At 47.3% G+C, this 21471-nt stretch carries 19 protein-coding genes; 14 read left to right on the forward strand and 5 right to left on the reverse strand.

The genetic code is table 11. The features are described from left to right. The first annotated feature begins 2 nt into the window (after window positions 1-2). The 5 genes from G459_RS0118000 to porN all read left to right on the forward strand — a co-directional run bounded on the left by G459_RS0118000 (window position 3) and on the right by porN (window position 5555). Entirely contained in the window at window positions 3-983 is a 981-nt protein-coding gene (locus G459_RS0118000) for a PorP/SprF family type IX secretion system membrane protein (protein ID WP_035456342.1), read from the forward strand. 168 nt (window positions 984-1151) lie between these two features. Further along, window positions 1152-2246, forward strand: coding sequence for a T9SS ring complex lipoprotein PorK/GldK (porK, locus tag G459_RS0118005; RefSeq protein ID WP_026968891.1), 1095 nt, complete (start codon window positions 1152-1154; stop codon window positions 2244-2246). 48 nt (window positions 2247-2294) lie between these two features. Continuing rightward, window positions 2295-3077 (forward strand): type IX secretion system motor protein PorL/GldL, encoded by a 783-nt coding sequence (gene porL / locus G459_RS0118010; RefSeq protein WP_026968892.1) that lies wholly within the window; start codon window positions 2295-2297, stop codon window positions 3075-3077. 38 nt (window positions 3078-3115) lie between these two features. Continuing rightward, window positions 3116-4714, forward strand: a complete 1599-nt coding sequence (gene porM, locus G459_RS0118015; protein WP_026968893.1) for a type IX secretion system motor protein PorM/GldM — start codon at window positions 3116-3118, stop codon at window positions 4712-4714. Between the two features lie 25 nt (window positions 4715-4739). Then, window positions 4740-5555 (forward strand): type IX secretion system ring subunit PorN/GldN, encoded by an 816-nt coding sequence (gene porN, locus G459_RS0118020; RefSeq protein ID WP_026968894.1) that lies wholly within the window; start codon window positions 4740-4742, stop codon window positions 5553-5555. 14 nt (window positions 5556-5569) lie between these two features. Here porN and uvrC read toward each other — a convergent pair whose 3' ends face one another. From uvrC to porW, 3 genes are all read right to left on the reverse strand, one after another. Next, complete coding sequence (gene uvrC, locus G459_RS0118025) at window positions 5570-7375, reverse strand: excinuclease ABC subunit UvrC (RefSeq protein WP_026968895.1); 1806 nt, start codon at window positions 7373-7375, stop codon at window positions 5570-5572. 70 nt (window positions 7376-7445) lie between these two features. Further along, complete coding sequence (locus tag G459_RS0118030; RefSeq protein ID WP_051315292.1) at window positions 7446-9749, reverse strand: penicillin-binding protein 1A; 2304 nt, start codon at window positions 9747-9749, stop codon at window positions 7446-7448. A gap of 6 nt (window positions 9750-9755) precedes the next feature. Then, entirely contained in the window at window positions 9756-12374 is a 2619-nt protein-coding gene (gene porW / locus G459_RS0118035) for a type IX secretion system periplasmic lipoprotein PorW/SprE (RefSeq protein WP_026968897.1), read from the reverse strand. A gap of 132 nt (window positions 12375-12506) precedes the next feature. On the opposite strand from porW, the gene G459_RS0118040 reads away from it, so the two are divergent. From G459_RS0118040 to atpG, 8 genes are all read left to right on the forward strand, one after another. After that, the gene (locus tag G459_RS0118040; RefSeq protein ID WP_026968898.1) at window positions 12507-12737 is read left to right on the forward strand and encodes an AtpZ/AtpI family protein; all 231 of its coding nucleotides are present in this window, start codon (window positions 12507-12509) and stop codon (window positions 12735-12737) included. A 90-nt stretch (window positions 12738-12827) separates the two neighbouring features. Next, window positions 12828-13211, forward strand: a complete 384-nt coding sequence (locus tag G459_RS0118045; RefSeq protein WP_026968899.1) for a hypothetical protein — start codon at window positions 12828-12830, stop codon at window positions 13209-13211. An 18-nt stretch (window positions 13212-13229) separates the two neighbouring features. Further along, on the forward strand, window positions 13230-14258 hold the full coding sequence (gene atpB / locus G459_RS0118050) for a F0F1 ATP synthase subunit A (RefSeq protein ID WP_026968900.1): 1029 nt from the start codon (window positions 13230-13232) through the stop codon (window positions 14256-14258). 38 nt (window positions 14259-14296) lie between these two features. Continuing rightward, window positions 14297-14554: an ATP synthase F0 subunit C gene (gene atpE, locus G459_RS0118055; protein WP_026968901.1), complete on the forward strand. Its 258-nt coding sequence runs from the start codon at window positions 14297-14299 to the stop codon at window positions 14552-14554. An 83-nt stretch (window positions 14555-14637) separates the two neighbouring features. Then, the gene (locus G459_RS0118060) at window positions 14638-15132 is read left to right on the forward strand and encodes a F0F1 ATP synthase subunit B (RefSeq protein ID WP_026968902.1); all 495 of its coding nucleotides are present in this window, start codon (window positions 14638-14640) and stop codon (window positions 15130-15132) included. A gap of 6 nt (window positions 15133-15138) precedes the next feature. Further along, window positions 15139-15702: an ATP synthase F1 subunit delta gene (gene atpH, locus G459_RS0118065; RefSeq protein ID WP_026968903.1), complete on the forward strand. Its 564-nt coding sequence runs from the start codon at window positions 15139-15141 to the stop codon at window positions 15700-15702. A gap of 21 nt (window positions 15703-15723) precedes the next feature. Beyond that, window positions 15724-17301, forward strand: a complete 1578-nt coding sequence (atpA, locus tag G459_RS0118070) for a F0F1 ATP synthase subunit alpha (RefSeq protein WP_026968904.1) — start codon at window positions 15724-15726, stop codon at window positions 17299-17301. Window positions 17302-17356: 55 nt separating this feature from the next. Then, window positions 17357-18226: an ATP synthase F1 subunit gamma gene (atpG, locus tag G459_RS0118075; RefSeq protein ID WP_026968905.1), complete on the forward strand. Its 870-nt coding sequence runs from the start codon at window positions 17357-17359 to the stop codon at window positions 18224-18226. A gap of 159 nt (window positions 18227-18385) precedes the next feature. On the opposite strand, the gene G459_RS0118080 is transcribed toward atpG, so the two are convergent. After that, window positions 18386-19021 (reverse strand): GDSL-type esterase/lipase family protein, encoded by a 636-nt coding sequence (locus G459_RS0118080; protein ID WP_026968906.1) that lies wholly within the window; start codon window positions 19019-19021, stop codon window positions 18386-18388. Between the two features lie 140 nt (window positions 19022-19161). Here G459_RS0118080 and G459_RS0118085 point away from each other — a divergent pair, with 140 nt between their 5' ends. Then, complete coding sequence (locus tag G459_RS0118085) at window positions 19162-19992, forward strand: UbiA prenyltransferase family protein (protein WP_026968907.1); 831 nt, start codon at window positions 19162-19164, stop codon at window positions 19990-19992. Between the two features lie 2 nt (window positions 19993-19994). Here G459_RS0118085 and G459_RS0118090 read toward each other — a convergent pair whose 3' ends face one another. Further along, window positions 19995-21353 (reverse strand): acyl-CoA dehydrogenase family protein, encoded by a 1359-nt coding sequence (locus G459_RS0118090; protein ID WP_026968908.1) that lies wholly within the window; start codon window positions 21351-21353, stop codon window positions 19995-19997. Window positions 21354-21471: the final 118 nt, after the last annotated feature.

Consider the following 21471-nt stretch of genomic DNA (forward strand, 5'->3'; position numbering starts at 1 on the left):
AAATGACTACCAAAAGCCGATTGGATAATTTTTTAAAGCTGGGAATTTCATTGATTCTGTTTTTAGGTGCAGGATACGCCCAAGCTCAGCAGGACGCACAGTTTACCCAATACATGTACAACGGCATGTTCTACAATCCTGCATTTGCGGGAAAGGAGAGTGGGTATCGATTTTCGGCCTTACACCGCTCTCAATGGGCGGGTTACTCCACGAGCACAGGCCAGGGAGGAGCTCCCGTTACCCAGTTGATAACAGCCCAGGGAAGGTTGGACGCCAAGAATATTGGCTATGGACTTTCAATAGTCAATGATCAAATTGGCGCTTCGGGTAACCTCGAGGTCAACCTCAAGGCGGCCTATCACAAGAAAATCAAGCGGGCGACACTCAGCGTCGGAGGATATGTGGGGATGTTTTCGAGCTCGTTAGACTATGGTGAACTGGTCGTGGTGAATCCCGAGCCAAATTTGCCACAGTCAGGAAAAGAAAGCCAGCTTGCATTGGACTTTGGAGCGGGGATATTATATGACAGAGGCAATTATTATCTGGGCCTAAGTTCGAAGCACTTGAATCAGCCTACTTTTGATTTTGGGGATGCTACTTACGCCAATCAGCTGAAAAATCACTCGTACTTTCTTTTTGGGTACCGTGTACGGCCAATTGGTCAATTGAGAATAGAACCAAATCTCCTGATTAAAGCAGTATCCTTCAATAATTTTTCCTACGATGTGAGCGTTATGGCAACACATCAAAATAAAATCAACGGAGGAATATCCTATAGAGGAGAAGAGTCTATTTCTTTGATCCTGGGTTACAGTATGTTAAGGGATAATTCACTGAAATTGGGTTATGCTTTCGATTTGGTCACAGGAGGATTGGAAGCCAAATCACCTACCAGCCATGAGTTAATGTTGAGGTATGTTCTTCCTACATCAAATAGGGAAGTGGAGCGGGTGATTCAGAGAACCCCGAGATTCAGATTTTAATTTCTTAAATTTAAACTGAAGCGAAGCTGCGAAGCCCATAACGTTTGGTTTACAAAAAGGGTTAAAATTGGCAGGTTATTTGCATTATTGCGCCTAATTCATCTAAATTTCGATCTTTAAAAAGATTTTAGATTGGGCAAGAAATTGATGATTTCAAAAACGTCATTTATGTATAAAGAAATGAAACTCCGCCTAGTGCCTATTACATTGGGCTTGGCCATTGCGACATTGTTACCGGGTTGCGGGCTTTTTAATAAGAAAGGTTCGGCGAGTGACAAGGCCAACAGACGTGGTGAGGTGACAGGGGTTCCAAAGCGCGCCAGCTGGCAGCAAAACCTTCCGATCGATATGGTGCCTGTAAAGGCGGGTACTTTTTGGATGGGACAATCTGACGAAGATATCGCCTATACTCAATCTGCCATGAACAAGCAGATCACCATTTCAGAGTTTTTCATGGACAAATACGAAGTGTCCAATAATAAATACCGACAGTTTTTGGAAGCTGTAAAGAACGGAGAGCTCGCGACAGGTACTCCGACGACGCTAAAAGATCCTCCGACGTTTAATTACGATGAGCTAAGACCTGACACGACTGTGTGGTCTACCAGCTTTTCCTATCACTACGGCGACCCGCTGATGGAGTTCTATTTTGACCATCCGGCTTTTGACAACTATCCTGTGGTGGGGATCACTTGGGATCAGGCTCAGCAGTACTGCGAATGGAGAACCTACCACCTGAGAGCAAACGATGAATCGGACTTTGATGCGCCCTCATTTAGACTTCCATCAGAGGCTGAATGGGAATACGCTGCAAAAGGCGGGAAGGATGTAGCTAAATACCCGTGGGGCGGTCCTTACCTGAAAAACAAACGAGGTTGCCTGATGGCCAATTTCAAGCCGGGCAGAGGAAATTACATCGACGACGGATTTGCATATACGGCACCAGTTGATGTGTTCTCTCCAAATGGCTTCGGGTTGTACAACATGTCAGGAAATATTGCTGAGTGGGTATTGGATGCATATAAAGCGACGTCCAGAGTTGATACCTGGGATTTGGATCCTGTGTATGATGACCCGAACGAACCAAGAAAAATCGTAAGAGGCGGTAGCTGGAAAGATATCGCTCACTACTTGGAAACTTCCACGAGAACTTACGAATATCAAGATGTAGCCCAAGCCCACATTGGATTCCGTACCGCGATGACCTTCATGGGAAGATCTGGATCGATGGACGTCAAATCCAGCAAAAGAACAAAACGTTAATCCACCCCTCAATTAGACAAAACCTTAACCTTAATTTACACTTTACAAATGGCTAGCAACAGCAACTCCTTTCAAGCTAAGTTCTATAGCAGCATCATGCCGAAAATCTATGGTATTGGTGCAGCTGTCGTAATCCTCGGTGCGATGTTCAAAATCCTCGATTGGCAATTTGCCAACATTATGATCGGGGTGGGTTTGACCACAGAGGCGATTATCTTTTTCCTTTCCTCATTTGAGCCAAGACAGGAAGAAATGGATTGGAGTAAGATCTATCCGGAACTGGGCGAAGGCGCGCCTAGAAAAGCCAAAGGTGACGACGTTTCCGCTAAACTGGATGACATGCTTTCGAAAGCTAAAATCGGCCCGGAATTGATCGAAAGCTTGGGTAAGGGGATGCAAAATCTTGCTACTTCAGCCGAGAAAATGGGTAATCTTTCCGATGCTGCTGTCGCTACCAATGAATACGCTACCAACGTAAAGTCTGCCGCCAAAACCCTGGTGGATATGAACGTATCTTATAGCAAAACTGCTGCTGCTCTTACTGAAATGTCTGCTGCTTCTCAGGATGCTAAAGCGTATCACGCGCAAGTGGTGACTGTCACCAAAAACCTTACTGCGCTGAACTCAGTCTACGAAATGGAGCTCCAGGACGCAAACAGCCATGTGAAGACATTGAATAAATTCTATAGCAACATGGCTGTCGCAATGCAGGGTATTGCTGAAGCTGGTAAAGAAACTGAGGCATTCAAAAATGAACTGTCCAAACTGAACCAAAACGTAAGTTCTCTCAACAAAATCTATGGTGGAATGCTATCCGCTATGAAAGGTTAATTTGTCCTACACACTTCTAAATAAGATAATCTAGTAAGATGGCAGGAGCTAAAGAAACACCTAGACAGCGGATGATCGGGATGATGTACCTGGTACTGACGGCCCTATTGGCCCTCCAGGTAAGTAATCAGATTCTTCAGAAGTTCGTCCTCATCAATGATGGGATGGAGCGGACTTCCAGAAATTTCATTTCAAAAAACCAAAACACCGTCACCTCAATTAAGGCGACAGTAGAAGATCAAGGAAATAATCCGAGAGATGTGCCCAAAGTAGCCGCATCAGAGCAAGTACGAGCGGCAACATCCGAAATCTACACATACCTCGAAGAGCTTAAGCAAGAGCTGATTGCAACTTCCAATGCTAAAAATGAGGAGGGGAACTTTGTCAATTCGGCGTTGAAAAACACGGAGATTTCTGGAAATATGTTTGCTAACTCGGGTAGAGGAGAGGAATTGCAGGCGAAATTGAATGCCTATCCTACCCAAGTTTCCCAGATCCTAAGTGGGGTGGGAATCACTGGTGTAGCGTTTAAGCCAATCGCGCTGGATGCAAAGGACATAGAGATTTTTGCCAATGACAGAGATGTTAGAGGTAAAAGCTTTGTGAATCTGAACTTTGTAAAGTCTCCGGTAGGAGCCGTAATGGCTTTGCTTTCGCAGTTTCAAAACGAAGTCTTGAATATCGAAAGTGAGTCCCTTTCGCAGATCTCCAGCACATTGGGCTCTTTCTATTTCAAGGCGGATATCTTGGAAGGTAAGATCGCAGCAGTTTCGAATGTGGTTGCAGCGGGTACCAAGTTCCAAGGTGACATGTTTATCGCTTCGGCCTCTTCTTCTGCTGCACCAACCATGACATTGGGCGGGCGCGCAGTACCAGTGGAGAACGGATTTGGTAAAGTGGAATTTACAGTAGCTCCTGCTGGAAAATACGACGATAAAGGTCTTTCTAGACAAGTATTGACAGGATCAATCGTAACCAATGTAGGCGGCGAAGACCAAGTGATTCCGGTGGAATACGAGTACTTCGTAGCACAACCGATCATCAAAGTTTCGTCGGAAGTGGTTCAGCAACTTTACGCAGATTGCGCTAACGAGCTGTTGATTGAGGTTCCTGCATTGGGGAACACCTATTCTCCTGAGTTTGCCGTTAGCAATGGTCAATCTATTAAAGGAAGCAAGCCGGGACAACTTACCGTGGTCCCTGGTGGATCTGGCAAAGTGACCATCGGTGTCAGCAGTGGAGGAAATAAAATCGGTGACGTGGCGTTTGATATCAAGCCGGTGCCTGCACCGACGATCAGAGTCGTTGGATCTAATGGCAGCGAATTGGACATGAGCCAAGCTCAAGCTTTGAATACGTTGAACAGTATGAAGGTAGTCGCTGTACCGGAGCCGACCTTCGCCCGTACAATGGCGAAAGATTCCAAATTTGAGGTGACTGGTGGAGAACTGGTTTTGCTTAGAAGTGAGGTTCCCCGTCAGACAGTTCCGATTGGTGGAAGCATGCGGTCGCTTTTGGAGAGCGCAAGACCAGGTGATGACATCGTAGTGCGCGTCACCCAAGTGACTAGAACCAACTTCAGAGGGAATAAAATCAACTCTGAATTAAGAGAAATCAAGAGAATTGCCGTTAAATAGGCGATTTGATTAAAATTAATAAGTTATGAAACGATTTGTGCAACACATCTTCTTGGCGCTTTTGGTAGGCGTAGGACTGATTCCGCTCAGTACCACTGCTCAGGTGGCTACGAGTGTCACTCCTTCTGGATTTGGTGATCGCCAGTTTTCCATGGATACTGTCTACTCAGCGAAGCGGATCAGGGATGATGACAAGATGTATCAAATCTCTGTCTGGAGAAGAATTGACTTGAGAGAAAAATACAATCTTTCACTATACGGTGCTGGGGACAACAAAGCCAACGGGATTATCAACCATATCTACAAGGCTGTGGTTGATGAAAATGCATTGGAGGTCTTTGCAGATGCGGATTTTACCAAGCCGCTTTCCATTGCCGAGTTTCAGGACAACTTCTGGATCTCCGCCAACGGTGACTCTATTTTCTCCAAACAGCTTTATTATCTTGATTTCAAAGAAGACTTTGTCTTTGACAGACATCACTCGGATCTGGTATTTGACATCAAATACATCGAGCTGGTAATGCCATCCCAGACCAACTCCAATGCCGGTCAGAAGTCGGTGGCATTTATCCGCTACAAGGACTTTGTGAACTACTTCAAGAATCATCCTACAGCTAGGTGGATTAATTTCCAGAACCTTTCAAAGAGCCTGACTTACGATGAAGCTTTTGAATCGAGACTGTTTAGGTCGGTTGTCCGTAGATTTACAAATCCAGACGATGCGCTGATAGCAGATTTGGTACAGGCCGATCATCCGAGTCCGGAGATGCAAGCCTACCTGAATTCGCTTGAGTTTGAATACAAGCTATTAGAATTTGAAAACTCCCTCTGGGAGTGGTAAAATAGAAAAGGGGCTCAGGCCCCTTTTTCTTTTTCCATCCATTCTAGCAGCGCCTTAGCTCGGGGATTACCAATCACTTCGGTCAGCTCCGCTTCTGTAGCCAGCTTTAATTTTTTTATCGATTTGAAGTGCTTCAAAAGCTTGTCCGCTGTGGTTTCGCCTATCCCCGGAATTCCGGTCAATTGGGTACCAAAGGCGTTTTTGCTCCGGACTTTCCGGTGGAATGTGATGGCAAAACGGTGGGCCTCATCGCGAATTCGCTGAAGTAGTTTGAGGCTTTCTGATTTTTTGTCGATGTGAATGGGATAGGAGTCGCCGGGAAAATAGATCTCTTCCAGCCGCTTTGCAATTCCTATGATTGGCATCTTACCGTATACACCCAACTCCTGAAGTGCTTCTACCGCTGAGGAAAGCTGCCCTTTGCCACCGTCGATCACTACTAGCTTTGGAAAGGGCTTCTCCTCCTCCAGCAGTCGTCTGTAACGCCTCGTCACGATCTCCTTCATACTGGCAAAGTCATTTGGTCCCTCGACAGTTTTGATGTGGTAATGTCGATACTCTTTTATCGCGGGTTTGCCTCCCAAGAAGCAAACCATGCTCGCCACGGGGCTTGTGCCCTGAATGTTCGAGTTGTCGAAGCATTCGATGTGGTCCGGGAGGTCAGGAAGACTGAGATCTTGTTGGAGTTGGCGGATGACACGTTCCTTTTTGTCTTGATTGAGGCCTTGGAGAAGCGCTTTTTCCTTTTTGTAATAGAGCGCATTCTTCAGCGAGAGCTCTATGAGCTTTTTCTTGTCGCCAATTTTTGGGACGACGAGGTTGAGGCCCTCGATCGGATTTTCTGGCTCTATATTGATCAAGATCTCGTCTGCATCACTTTGAAACTGGTCTTGGAGTCTCACCAGCGCGGTGATCAGCAATTCTTCGTCGCTTTCATCCAGTCGCTTTTTGAGTTCGACGTTTTTGGAAGTGATCATTGCTCCGTTTTTCACCCGCATGAAGTTGACGTAGGCAAATTTGTCGTCAGACACGAGCGTACAGACGTCCAGGTTTTGAATGCTCGGACTGGTGATCAGGGATTTGGACTGATATTTCTCCAGCAAATCCAGTTTCTCCTTCATCTTCTGCGCTTTCTCAAATTCGAGATTTTCGGCGAATGTCTGCATCTCTTGCTTGAAATAGGTCTTTGCGACGCCGAGGTTTCCCTTGAGGATATGCTTGGCCTGTTCGACATCCTTGAGATAGGCGGGTTCCCGCTGGTGACCTTCGCAAGGTCCCTGACAATTGCCGATGTGGTATTCCAAACAGACCTTGTATTTCCCTTCGTCGATCTTGTAGGGCGAAAGATCAAGCTTGCAGGTCCGGATGGTAAATAGCTCCCGTATGAGGTCCAGGACGTTATTCATCGCTTTTACACTTGCAAATGGCCCGAAGTAAGTTCCTCTCTTGGGGATGATCTTTCGAGTCTGAAAGATTCGCGGAAAGTTCTCTTTAGTGATCAGGAGATAGGGATAGGTCTTGTCGTCCCTCAGGAGGATGTTGTATCGGGGCTGGGTCTTTTTGATCAGATTGTTTTCCAAAAGCAAAGCATCCAGTTCACTGTCGACGAGGGTGATTTCGATCATTCGGATTTCCTTCACCATCCTCCGGGTTTTCAGATTCACCCCGGAGTTTTTGTTGAAGTAGCTGCTGACCCGCTTTTTTAAGCTTTTGGCTTTGCCTACATAGATCAGCTCGTTCTCTTCATTGAAATACTTGTAGACACCAGGATGATCCGGAAGTTGGAGGTGTTCTTCGGGCGAAAAGGAGGAGGACTGCATGGGTTAAAATTAAAAAAAACAGCCCGTGAATCAGGCTGTTTTTCCATTAGGATCTTTTCAAATATGAAATTTAGAAATCGTTCTTTTTGGCATCGTAGTCAAAATCCGCAAAGCGCTGGCTGTCCTGCTCGTAGCGGTCACAATCGATCTCGATGCTCAATGGCCGGTCCGGTCTTGGAAATGGCCCTTTGGTATAGCCCAGGCTTTCATCCTCGTAGACTTTTGACATGAACTTAACCCAAATCGGCCTTGCGGTTTTGCTTCCTTGTCCATTGATCCAGCTTCTGAAATGGATAGCACGGTCGTCGCCCCCAACCCAAGTGCCCGAAACTAGATCTTTGCTCAGACCCATGTACCAACCATCTGAGGCGTTTTGGGTAGTTCCAGTTTTGCCGCCGAGCTCATTCCCAGCTCTCAAAGTCCAAGGTACGCCTTGACTTGTTCCGCCCTCCTCTTCAAATCCTCCCCGAAGCATGTAGAGCATCAGGTAGGCGTGCTCTTCGCTCATGGCAGGTTTCTTACGTGGTGTAAACTGCTGAATCACGTTACCGTTTTTATCCTCAATTCGGTCGATATAATATGGTGTCGTATGCTCGCCTTTGTTGACAAAAGTCCCAAAGGCTCCGGCCATCTCGAAGACAGAAACGTCATTGACACCCAAGGCCAAAGAAGGTACCTCCTGCAGGTCACTGGTTACGCCCATTCTTCTGGCGGTCTCCATGACGATCTTTGGACTGAGTTTTTTCATCATATAAGCCGTGACTGAGTTTACCGACTCGGCCATTGCTTTACGGATCGTCATCTTTTCGTAGGTGAATTTCCCGTTTGCGTTGGACGGGCTCCAGGCTGGCTGGCCTGGAATATATACTTCTACCGGCTGATCGACCACCGAGTAGCAAGGGCTGTAGCCGTTTTCGATTGCCGCGGCATAGACGAATGGCTTGAACGTAGATCCGGGCTGTCGCTTGCCTTGCTTCACGTGGTCAAACTTGAAGTACTTGTGGTCAATACCTCCCACCCAAGCTTTGATGTGTCCCGTATGTGGGTCCATGCTCATGAAGCCTGCCTGGAGAAACTTTTTATAGTATCTCATCGAGTCCATTGTGCTCATGAGTGTATCGATCTCTCCCTCCCAAGAGAAGATTCGCATCTTCTTTTTTTCATTCAGCTTAAGATCGATGGAGTCAGTATCATCGCCGTATCGGACTTTCAAAAGACGATAGGCTTCTGTTCTCTTGACTGCGTTTTCGATAAAATTGGGGATGACCTGCATACTTTCATCGATCCATGGGTCTCTTTTTCCCATGTCTTTGAAAAACAATTTTTGCAAATCGGTCATGTGCTCTTGCACCGCTTCCTCCGCATACCGCTGCATTCTACTGTCGATGGTGACATAAATCTTTAATCCATCTCCAAAAAGGTCATAAGAAGAACCGTCGGATTTGAGATTTTCCTTGGTCCATTTGATTAGATCTGCTTTGACTATTTCTCGGAAATAGGTCGCCAAACCGTGATTTTGGTTTCTGACCCGATAGTCGAGTTCGATCGGCAATTGGGAGATAGAATCGTATGCGGCCTCGTCCAGATCGCCGTTTTTTTCCATTTGGGAAAGGACGGTGTTTCGCCGTCTCAGGGAGTTTTCGGGATTAAAGACTGGGCTGTAGTAGGTTGGCGCTTTGAAGAGACCTACCAACACGGCCGCTTCCTGCACGGAAAGTTCCGAAGGCAGCTTGTTGAAAAAAGTCCCGGCGGCAGTCTTGATCCCGTATGCATTGGATCCGAATTCTGAAGTGTTGAGGTACAAAGTCAGAATCTCGTTTTTGGTATAGGATTTCTCGAGCTGGGTGGCCACGATCCACTCCTTGGTTTTGATGATCAACATTCTTAGCCCAGGGATCGAGCTTAAAACTCCTTGAGAAGCGTCTGTACGGGTTTTGAAAAGGTTTTTGGCAGTTTGTTGGCTCAGCGTAGATCCTCCCCCGGCGTCCTGTCCAAGCAAGATCGACTTCACAAATACGCGAAGCATGGCAATCATGTCGATTCCGGAATGGTCTTCAAAGCGAACATCCTCGGTGGCAATCAATGCACGGACGAGATTTGGTGAAAGCTCCTCGTAGCTGACCGGACTGCGGTTTTCTCGGGCATAGGTGCCAAGTAGAAAACCATCCGCGGAATAGAGTTCGGATGCCAGTTCGCTGTCCGGATTTTCCAATGCCTTGAAATCGGGAAGCGATCCAAATAATCCAAGGAAATTGATGCTGACCATCCAGACGAAGAGGATGAAGAAAATCACACCTCCGATAAATGCGATCCAGAGGTATTTTATGGTTTTACCGGCCCAATCGGGGATTGTGGCTTTGGCAGTCTTTGACATAGTGTGTTACTGGTATATGGTGCGGAAGAAGGTTCGGTATTCTTCCAGATTTTTGGATTTATTTAACGTCTGAAAATTCTCGATAGAAATAAAGAAGGCGTTTGTTTTCGCATTTTCGGGCAATCCTTCTGATTTGAAATCGGTCGTAAACTTTCCGTAGTATTCTTTTGCTTTCTCGGCGTTTGAAAAGGGACTTATAATGTATATCGCATTTTCTTGGCTCATGTTCATATTCCCGGTGCGGAGACGGGCGTTGGGGTAGTTGCTGGCATGGAAGTTCTCCAAATCACCCAACAGATTTTTCGCCGCGTCGGCCTCTGATCGGCTCAAAGCAATCACAAAGATATGGGTTTGTGATTCGTTCAGCTTATACGGGGAATCTGCTGGGACTTCTTTGGGTTGATTTTCAGCTTCAAGATTTGCCTGAAGCTGTGTCGAATCAATCGCAGTACTGTCCTTTGGTGCCAAAGCCGCCAGCTCTTCACTAGACAATAGCGGTCTGAGCATATTTCTTGCCAAACTGACCAGCGCAGGATCTTTCGTATTTTCGATATACGATTCCAGTCTGCCTTTGAATCTGTCCCGGCTTTCCAGTTTGCCGGTGACCATGATGTCGAGCAAAAGTAATTTCTCGGTATTTCGGGTGAGTGGATATCCCTCGAGCGTGGATTTGATCACTGTCCGGGCCTTCTGATAGTCGCCTGCGTAGTAACTATTATAGGCTTCCTCGTATCCTTTGGACGATTCCAGGGCTGCGAGGTTACCCGAAGCTGCGTCTGGATTGTTGACGGAATAAGTGTATTGCGACTCCGGATATTCTCTGTTTAGACGGCCGACATATTGCTCGAAATTCCCTCCGGAGTCTTTTTGTCCAAGATAAAGCAGGTAATAGGCTTCAGGTTTTCGGATGGTATTGGGATAATTTCTAATCAACGTCTCTAGGTTGTCAATGCCTGGTTCGATTTCTTCCAGATCAAAGTAAAGCAGCTTGCCGAGCTCGAAGTAAGATTCCTCGAGCTCTCCGTTGAGTTGGGAAAGTTGCTCTGGAGTGTTGGGGATTTTCGCCAAAAGGCTTTCCATGGTCGGTAGGCCGGCCAGAATCGGATTTTCTGAGGGAGCCAGGGAATCCAGTGCTGCTGTGGGCAAATCCTGCTGGACGGTCTGAAAACTCGCCGCCCGTCTTCGCCAATTGTCCTGCAGTGGCCGATTGCCCCAAGTCCGGTTAAATTCAATCGCGCCCTGCTGCATGGCTACGCCATTGTCAAAGTAGAAACTTGCCCCGGGATCCTTCCCGCTAAAAGCCAAAAGGTTGTTGAAGATGTTGGAGTTCTTGGGTTGCTCTTTGGCCTGCGCTTCACTGATAAGCCTTTCCTCTTCTTTTTCGATGTAATCCTGTGCGATTGCCATCTGCTGATCTGGACTCATCTCCGCGATGACCACCAAACTGTCATTCAGCTGGATGCGCTCTACATGGAAGACATACTGATCCAAAGTCGTCTTCTGCTCCTGGATTTCGATCGCAACCGGATCGTCTTCCTTAATAAAAGTCAATGCACTGTCTAGGTAGTATTTGGTAGCCCGAAAGTCTTTGAATTCCTCAAAGTTGATGGCGGCAAGTTTTTGATAGATGTAACCTTTCAACCGGGGATTGCTTCCGGGTTCCTTGGCAGCTTGATGCAGTAGTTGGACGGTGAGCGGAACGTCCCCCTGCTTTTCTTCAAAAAGCGCCCGCTCATAGATCACCACGTCTTTGAGATCTTTGTTTTTTGGATCCTTATAGAGTTCGTCATAGTAGTTGCGGACTTTTTTGAGATCCTTTGATTTATCCAGTTCTGCTACCTGCTGCGCGTAGAGTGTTGCAAAAAAGCTCCTTTCGTAGGGAGGATTGCCCTCGAGGGACTTTCGATAATAGTCATACGCCAGTGCATCCAAGCCCTCTCTTTGATAGCGCTGAGCGAGTATGAAATTGATCCGCGACTCTTCCTTTTTGTCAGGGGAATATTCCACGGCTCTGTCGAGTGCACCAATCACCCCGTTTTGATCTATTCGTGTTTCGTAATAATAGGCGAGTGTTTTGAAAAGCGTAAACCTGTTTTCATCGCTTATCTCTGTCTCTTTGGATAAATAGTCTATGGTGAAGTTGGCGTTTTCATACTCCCGCTTGTCTACATACAACCGTAGCAGACTGATGAGGGACTGATGGCGGAGGTCCTTGTCTTTGCTTTTGCTGTTGACGTACTTGAAAGCGTTCAAAGCGTCGTCCTGCTGGCCTTGGAGGTAGTCGATCTTGCCCAGAAGGTAGTAGCTGTCATCGACCCATTTGGAAATCCGGTGCCAGTCAATTGCTTTGGAGGAAAGCTCCTGTGCCGAATCCAGCTTCTCCTTATTTAACTGTATCGTGGCAGAATCGATCGGGATAAAGACGGGTAACACCTGGGTGAAATCCTCCTTGTAGTTAGCCCGAACCTGATTTTCTACGTCCTTGATCTTGACATCTGCCAAGTAGTAGGCGTTGAAATGCGAGGTCAGATTGTGGAAGGCCCTGTTAGTAAACGTGTTGCGCTCAGAGGAACACGCCCCTAAAAAAATAAACACAACTACTGCCAGACCGGAAAATCTTCTCATTTCTGAATTCACCCAAATTGAGTACCAAAATAGCCTTTTTAACTTACTTACCGAACGCAATAAAAGCGCAAATCTTACCTGTGAGTCATTTTGGAATGTTCATTGCAGCTGATTTTAGATAAATTCACTTTTATGGAAAAGATGAAGGAGAAAAAGGAAGGAGAGGAGGGGCCTCCAATCTATGTCAAGTACATTGGGATTTCCTTTCAACTTTTTGGAATCATCGCTGCAGGTACTTACCTGGGCTATTGGCTACAGCAGCGCTCTGAGATGAAATTTCCCCTTTGGATTCTGGTGTTTTGCTTTTTTTCGGTGTTTGTAGCTTTTTATCAGTTGTGGGTTCAGATGAAGCGGGACAAATAAGATAGCAGACACAAGATTTTAGAAGCTAGACCAGCAAGGTTCGAAATTCAGGTTTAAAAAAATGGGCTAATTTTGGGCAAAAATCCGAAGATGACCCTTCCTAAAAATAGCCACCTCCGCCTTCTGATCGTCACTGCAGGGTTGATAGTTCTGATCTTGATCCTGCAGTTTGCGCTGCCGGTTATTATTCATCCTAAGATCTGGGAAATCGTGGGTTTTATGGTCGTTCTTTCCTTTTTGATCAGCTTACTCAATGCGTTTTTATTGAAAAGCTTTGCAGATAGCTTTTTTCAAATCATGGTTTTAGCAATGATTCTACGATTTATAGCCTCACTTACCTTCATTGGGATCGAAGTTTGGCCTCAAATGGAGAATATTCTTCTGTTTATAGCCGACTTCTTTGTAGTTTTTTTGTTCTACTTAGTTTTTGATATCTACACCTTTCTGGCTAACTTGCGGCCGATTTCGAAGTAGCCCTCAAAAAAAGAGTTGATGACGCGTAAACTACTAGCCCTAAGTCTTTTATTTTCAGCATTTTTGCTGGGTTTCAACAGCTCTGCTCTTGCATCTGAGTCAGAAGAAGACAAGACGAGTTTTATCATGCATCACGTGGTTGATTCACACGAGTGGCACTTTGCGACTTTCGGACATACCCATGTGACCCTTCCCCTTCCGGTCATTGTCTACTCTGGAGACCGTGGATTGGAGTTTTTCATGTCTACCGATTTCCAAGACCATGAAACCCATGCCTTCGGCAAAGAGTTCGCTCACGAGGGATATTTCATCGATGACCACGATCATCTGGGTCGTGTAGACGGAGGTAGCTTCACTGACTTTTCGATTACCAAAAACGTCGTGATGATGTTCATCGTCATCTTCGTGGTGGCTTATGTGTCCCTGTCTGCGGCATCTCACTATAAGAAGAACGGCCCTGTAGCTCCAAAAGGTGCAGCCGCCATCATCGAGCCGATTGTGATCTTCGTCCGGGACGAGATCGCCCACAAGTCTATCGGTCCGAGATACAAGAAGTACGTTCCCTACCTGATTACACTGTTCCTTTTCATCTGGTTTGGCAACCTGTTGGGGCTTTTGCCTGGCGCTGCCAACATCACCGGAAATATCGCCGTGACCTTGACTTTGGCGGTCTTGACCTTTATCATCACCAACGTCAGCGGAAATAAAGACTACTGGAAGCACGTATTCGCCACGCCGGGCGTGCCGATTCCGATGTTGCTCATCATCGTGCCGGTGGAGATCATCGGTTTGTTTACCAAGCCTTTCGCCTTGATGGTTCGACTTTTTGTCGCCATCACAGCGGGTCACATCGTGATCTTGGGTTTCATCGCTTTGGCGTTCATCTTCGAGTCGATCTCCATCGGCATCGTGAGTACGATCATGGTGACCTTTATCAATATCATCGAATTGCTCGTAGCCACGATTCAGGCCTATGTATTTACGCTGTTTACAGCGATGTACATCGGTGGTGCAGTGGCCGAACACGCGCATGACGATCATCATTAAGTAGAAATTTCTTTGTTCAATTTATAAATCATACACTTATGTTAATGTCTATCTTGTTGACTGCTGGTTACGCTCTAATGGGAGCTGGTATCGGTGCAGGTATTGTTGCGATTGGCGCAGGCCTAGGTATCGGTCGTATCGGTGGTCAGGCAATGGAAGCTATTGCTCGCCAGCCAGAAGCTGCCGGTAAGATCCAAGGTGCAATGTTGATCATTGCCGCTTTGATCGAGGTTGTTTCCCTGTTCGCAGCAGTAATCTGTTTGTTGATCGCGCTAAACATCGCGGGCATCGCTTAAAACAAATTGGAAAGGGATTGGCGCTAGGCCTTTCCCTTTTCTTTATTTTCTATTGAACAATCTGAAATAAATCTCCTCTATCCATGGATTTAATAACCCCAGGTTCCGGTCTAATTTTCTGGCAGCTCTTCGGCTTCCTAGGTTTGCTTTTCCTTCTCATCAAATTCGCTTGGAAGCCGTTGCTTGCAGCTTTGGAAGAACGGGAAACCAGCATCGAGAACGCACTGAAGTCAGCTGAACAAGCCAGAAACGAGATGGCAAATTTGAAAGCTGACAACGAAAAGTTGCTTCAGGAGACCCGTTTGGAGCGCGATATTATCTTGAAAAAAGCTCAGGAAGCTTCTGTCAAGATGATTGAAGATGCCAAAAACGAAGCCTCAAAAGTGGCCGCTCAGCAGATCGAGAATGCAAAAGCCGTGATCGAAACCGAAAAGAGAGCAGCGTTGACCGAGGTGAAAAACCAAGTGGCAATCTTGACACTGGAAGTCACCGAGAAATTGCTGAGAAAGAATTTGTCTAATGAGCAATCGCAAAAAGCGCTTGTGGACGAATTCATAAAAGATATCAAGCTTAACTAAGCCCTCATGTCAAACCAAAGAGTAGCATACGCTTATGCCAAATCTCTGATGGATCTTGCCATCGAACGAGGTGAATTGGAAGCAGTGTATCAGGATTTTCTCCACTTGGCCAAGTTGGCTAAGTCCAACAGAGACTTGGAGCTGGCGATGAGAAGTCCGATCATTAGCTCCGAAAAAAAGCTGGCGATCTTGAAGGCGCTCTATGAGAAAAAAGGCGCGACTAAAGCGACATTTTCCTTTTTTGAGATCATTTGCCGAAAAGGAAGAGCAGAGGTGCTGGCAGATATCGCCCGGGAGTTCCAGGTTCTTTATCAGCTTCACAATTCGATCCAGGTGGCTGAAGTGACTACCACTTTTCCTTTGGATGAAAAGCTCCGCGCTGAGTTCACCAAGCTTGTCCTGGAGATTTCCGGGATGAAGGAAGTGAAGCTGACCGAGAAAATCAATCCAGATCTGATCGGTGGTTTTGTCCTGAAAGTCAACGACAGACAGCTGGACGAATCTTTGAGCAGCAAATTGAGAGTGTTGCGAAACGAGTTTTCGCAAAATCATTACGAAAGCAAAATCTAAAAAGCATTAATAGACGATAACATGGCAGAAGTAAGACCTGATGAAGTTTCGGCAATCCTGAGAGAACAACTCGCGGGTGTCAGAACTGCAGCCGAACTTGAAGAAGTAGGTACAGTCCTCCAAGTAGGGGATGGTGTAGCTCGAATCTACGGACTTTCCAAAGCTCAGGCGGGCGAATTGCTTGAATTCGACAATGGTCTGAAAGCAATGGTTCTGAACCTTGAAGAAGACAATGTCGGTGCTGTACTTTTCGGCGATTCCAAAGGAGTCAAAGAAGGCGATACCGTAAAAAGAACGAAGAAGATTGCTTCCCTCAAAGTGGGTGAAGGCATGCTTGGCCGCGTCGTGGATACCTTGGGTAACCCAATCGACGGCAAAGGGCCAATCACTGGTGACTTGTACGAGATGCCATTGGAGCGTAAAGCTCCGGGTGTAATCTACCGTCAGCCGGTTACTGAGCCTCTTCAGACAGGTATCAAATCTATCGATGCGATGATTCCAATCGGTAGAGGACAAAGAGAACTCGTAATCGGTGACCGTCAGACTGGTAAGACTGCCGTGGTAATCGATGCGATCTTGAACCAAAAAGAATTTTACGAAAAAGGCGAGCCAGTATTCTGTATCTACGTTGCGATCGGTCAGAAAGCATCGACTGTTGCGGGTGTAGTAGCAGCTTTGGAAAAAGGCGGCGCTCTTCCTTATACCGTGGTCGTAGCGGCTCCGGCTTCTGATCCAGCTCCAATGCAGTTCTTTGCACCGTTTACAGGTGCATCGATCGGTGAATTTTTCAGAGATACCGGTCGTCCTGCTTTGGTTGTTTATGATGATCTTTCCAAGCAAGCGGTTGCATACCGTGAAGTTTCTTTGCTTCTCAGAAGACCTCCGGGACGTGAAGCCTATCCAGGTGACGTATTCTACCTTCACTCCAGATTGCTGGAGAGAGCTGCGAAAATCAACAAGTCTGATAAGATCGCTCAGGAAATGAATGATCTGCCAGAATCAATCAAGCATTTGGTGAAAGGTGGTGGGTCTTTGACTGCACTTCCGATCATCGAAACTCAGGCTGGTGACGTTTCTGCCTACATCCCGACTAACGTAATCTCGATTACAGACGGTCAGATCTTCTTGGAGACCAACCTTTTCAACTCTGGTATCCGTCCTGCGATCAACGTAGGTATCTCCGTATCCCGAGTAGGTGGTAACGCGCAGATCAAATCCATGAAGAAGATTGCCGGTACCCTGAAATTGGATCAGGCAGCTTTCCGTGAATTGGAAGCCTTCTCTAAGTTCGGTTCTGATCTCGATGCGACTACCAAGCGTACGATCGAGAGAGGTAGAAGAAACCAGGAGATCCTGAAGCAAGCACAGTACTCTCCTGTATCTGTAGCGCATCAGGTTGCGATCATCTACGCTTCTACCAAAGGTTTGATGGACAGTGTGCCTGTGGAGAAAGCAAGAGCTTTCGAAAAGGAATACTACCAATTGCTGGATTCTACTTATCCTGAAGCTTTGACACTGATCCTCAAAGGAGACGTGGACGGCGCAGGTAAGATCCTCGCAACCGCGGCGGCCGAACTGGCTCCGAAATACGCTAAATAATTGAAAATCCCCGGTGAGGGCGACCTCACCGGATTTCTATAAGTATAACTCACTGATGGCTAACCTTAAGGAAGTAAAGCAAAGGATCAACTCGGTAATCTCGACACAGCAGATCACCAAGGCCATGAAAATGGTATCCGCCGCCAAGCTGAGAAGAGCTCAGGACAAGATCATTCAGATGCGTCCTTTCTCTCAGAAGTTGACCACTATTCTGAACAATGTGTCGGCCGCCTCTGAGGGCTCTACGGACCTTGTTTATGCGGAAAAGCGCGAGGTGAAAAAGGTGCTTTTGGTGCCTGTCACTTCAGACAAAGGTCTTTGCGGAGCTTTCAACACCAACGTGATCAAAGCAACCAACCTCGCGATCAGAGAGCAGTTTGCAGGTGCCGAGGCGACCATCTTGCCTATCGGAAAGAAGTCCTTTGAATACTACAAGAAGAGCAAATACGCGGTAGTCGATCAGTATTCTACCCTGTTTCACGAGCTGACTTTTGAGAATGTCCGTGAAGCAGCCAATTATGCCATGGAGGCGTTTGTGGACGGAGAATTTGATCAGGTAGTTTTGGTGTTTAACGAATTCAAAAACGTAGCCACTCAGATCGTCCGCACGGAGCAGTTTTTGCCGATGTCGCCGACCGAAGCTGAGGCTACCGGGACAGAGACCGATTATATCCTGGAGCCATCCCGCGAATTTATCATCGAGGAATTGGTTCCAAAGGCGCTGAGAACGCAATTTTTCAAGGCTGTGCTGGAAAGCAACGCTTCGGAGCACGGCGCCCGAATGACAGCGATGGATAAGGCAACCGAGAACGCCGGAGACTTGCTCAAAGAATTGAAACTGATGTATAACAGAACCCGTCAGGCTGCCATCACCAACGAGATCCTCGAGATCGTCGCCGGTGCAGAAGCCCTCGGAGGAAAGTAATCTACAATAGATCCCAAGGTAGGACCACAGCTCGCAAGGGTTGTGGTTTTTTTGTGGCCGGGCGAAAAAAAGCCGACGGTTTTTGGTCGTCGGCTTTCAGTCAATTCTTGGCGCGCCAGGTTTCTGCTCACCTGCTGTCGACCAGGCCTGTCTTAGGGACTATAAGCGAATCCTCCTCGCAATTACCTCAGCCATGATCGTCAGTCCTTCCGCATTTGGATGGACGCCATCGGGCAGCAGTTCAGATTTATCTTTCAGTGGAGTGTAGAGGTCGATGACTTCTGCTCCTGATTTTTGGATGACTTCGAAAAGCATCAGACGTTGCTCGTTGTCCATGATCACGGGGTTGATGCCGAAGTTTTCACGGGTTACAGGGACAGGAATTATGACATAGACCTTGCCGTCTTTGGGCATGACAGCGCGGAACTCCGCGATCATATCCAAGTAGTCCTTGACAAAATCATCCTTATGCGCCCAGTTTTGTGGTTTGGAATCGTTGGTGCCCAACTTGATCAGGAGTACATCTGGCTGAAAGTCCTTGGCTTCCTGAAACTGCGGTTCGTTCCAAATCGGAAAGTCGCCTTTCTTGAGTAGCGTGCGGCCGCTGACGCCGAAATTCTTCACTTCATAGGAATCACCCAAAAGGGCGCCTACCTGAAGTGGATAGCTGCCTGGATTGTCGCGACCGGGGCCTTGGGTAATGCTGTTGCCGACGAAGGCAACTTTGATTGGGTTTTGGGCGAAGGTGCAGATCGATACAAAAAGTGCGACGATCAGGATTGATAGTTTTTTCATAAATAGTTAGTGAACAGTCCACCGTCGGCGGACGGCGGCTTTTTGGAAATGTGGGTTTATTTTGTCCCAAAATATAAAAAGTTGATCATAAATCTGCCGTGGACTGTGGTCTGTCGACTATGGCCTTCTATTTTTATCCAATGAAGCAACTCAAGATCTTCGCCCAATACATTTCTTGGCTATCGATCGATGTGGCAATAGGTGCCATGGCTGGGATGCTGTTTTTTGAGGAGCTTTTCCGGACGAGTCTGCATTGGCCAGCCTATCTGCTGTTGGGTCTGGCGGTGTGGAGTATCTATACGCTCGATCACCTATTGGATGTACGTAAGAAGGATTTGCCTTTGTCTCCCCGACGCTCCTTTCACAAAGCCAATTGGAAGCCGCTGTCAGTTGTCTTGGGGATTTCCGTTGTCTCTGGATTGACGGGGGCCTTTTGGTGGTTTGGGTGGGGGAATGAACTCCAGCTCACACTGGTCTTGGCGATGTTGATTGTAGGGAGCAAGCTATTGATCGGGAAAGTGGGGCCGGGCTGGATGAAAGAACTGTCCATTGCGGTGTTTTATGTCGTCGGAATCGTTTGGCTTCCCCTGCTTCGCTCAGCCGGCGCGGAGTTGGTGTGGCAGGCACTGATTTTTTTGCCGATCCTGATCGGGATTGCCTTTTTGAATCTGCTGATGCTGTCTTTTCTGGATCAGGATGAGGATCAGCAAGTCGGTTTTTTCTCCGCCGCTTGGACTTTGCGTCCCGAGTTGCTGATCCTGTGGATCCGTAGGCTGGCTTTTGCCCTGATCTTCGTTTCGCTTGCCGCTTTTATCCTGCTGCCGTCATTCTATCGATCTTTCGCCTGCATCATGTTGATGATGTCGCTGATTCACTACCTGATTTTTTTTCATAAAGATCTCAGTCCCGAGCAAAAACGCATGCGCATGGAAGCAAGCTTTATGTTCCCTTTTTTATTGCTTTTTCTCTGAAATCAGACGAAGGCGCTATGCCCCGTGATCGCCCGACCCACGATCAATGAATTGATCTCCTTCGTTCCTTCGTAGCTATAGACAGCCTCCGCGTCGGCGACAAATCTCGCAATGTCATGCTGGAGCAAGATCCCATTCCCACCAAAGAGCGCTCGGGAGTTATCCACAATTGACCGCATCCGCAGCGTACAAAATACCTTGGCGAGCGATGCATGTTCGTCGAGAAGTTCGTCGGCGTCCTGCATCTGCGAAAGCCGGAAAACCATCGTCTGCATCGCCGTCAGATCGCCGAGCATCGTGACCAACAGGTCCTGGACCAGCTGGAAGGACGCAATCGGCCGACCAAACTGCTTCCGTTCATTCGTATAGACCAAAGCCAATTCGTAGGCTCCTCTCGCACATCCCACTGCCTGCCAAGCCACTCCCGCCCGGGTCATGCGAAGAACTTTTGCCGTATCTCGGAATGAGTTCGCCTCCTGCAATCGGTCTGACTCCGGAACCTCGCAATTGGTTAAAGTGATCAGGGCGTTTTGCACCGTTCGCAGCGCCATCTTGTCTTCCAGCTTTTCGGCTTTAAAGCCAGGATTGCCTTTGCGCACGATGAATCCTTTGACCTGCTGATCTTCCAGATCTCTCGCCCAGATCACCGTCATGTCAGAGAAGGTCGCATTGCCGATCCACTTCTTTTGGCCGTTGATCACCCAAGCGTCACCTTCCCGTTTGCAGGTCGTGGTTAATCCACCGGCCACTCCGGAGCCGACTTCCGGTTCGGTCAGGCCAAAAGCTCCTATTTTTTCAAGTTTCTGCATCGAAGGAAGCCATTCCTGCTTTTGGGCTTCGGAGCCACAGAGGTAGATGGAGCCCATCGCTAAACCGCTTTGGACGCCGAAGAAAGTCGAGATGGAGGTGTCTACCCGCGCCATCTCCATGGCAATGAAACCTTCCAAAAGCGCCGAATGTCCCGGACATCCATAACCCTGGTAAGTCAGTCCGGCTATGTTGAGTTCGGCCATCTTGGGGATGATCTGCATGGGGAATTCGCCCCGGTTCCAATAATCATTGGCGATGGGCTTGATCTCACTCATCATAAAATCCCGGACTTTGAGCTGGATTTCGCGCTCTTGAGGATTGAGAGTTTTTCCGAGTTCATAAAAATCGCCGTTCACAGGGGGGATTACCTTTGGTTTGCCACTTCCTTTGAGCATGCCCATCATCTTGCTGAGATCTTCTTCGCTCATCTTGGACACCAGACCAACCATCTTTGGGAGGTCGACTTTCTGCGAAAGTTTGGAGATTTGATCCAGATCGACACTGCTGAGCAATTGGCGGATTCCGGATATTTTTTTCAGAAGATCTTTCATGTGTTTGTAATTTGTCTTTCAATGGCCACATGAAATCTCGAATTGCTGAAAATTACGCCTTTGTCAGGCACAGAGACAATGCTCGATTTCATAAAAAGTGGTTTTGGGTTTTTGTTAT

This window comes from Algoriphagus terrigena DSM 22685 (genome assembly GCF_000429445.1).
In the GTDB taxonomy this organism is placed as follows: Bacteria; Bacteroidota; Bacteroidia; order Cytophagales; family Cyclobacteriaceae; genus Algoriphagus; species Algoriphagus terrigena.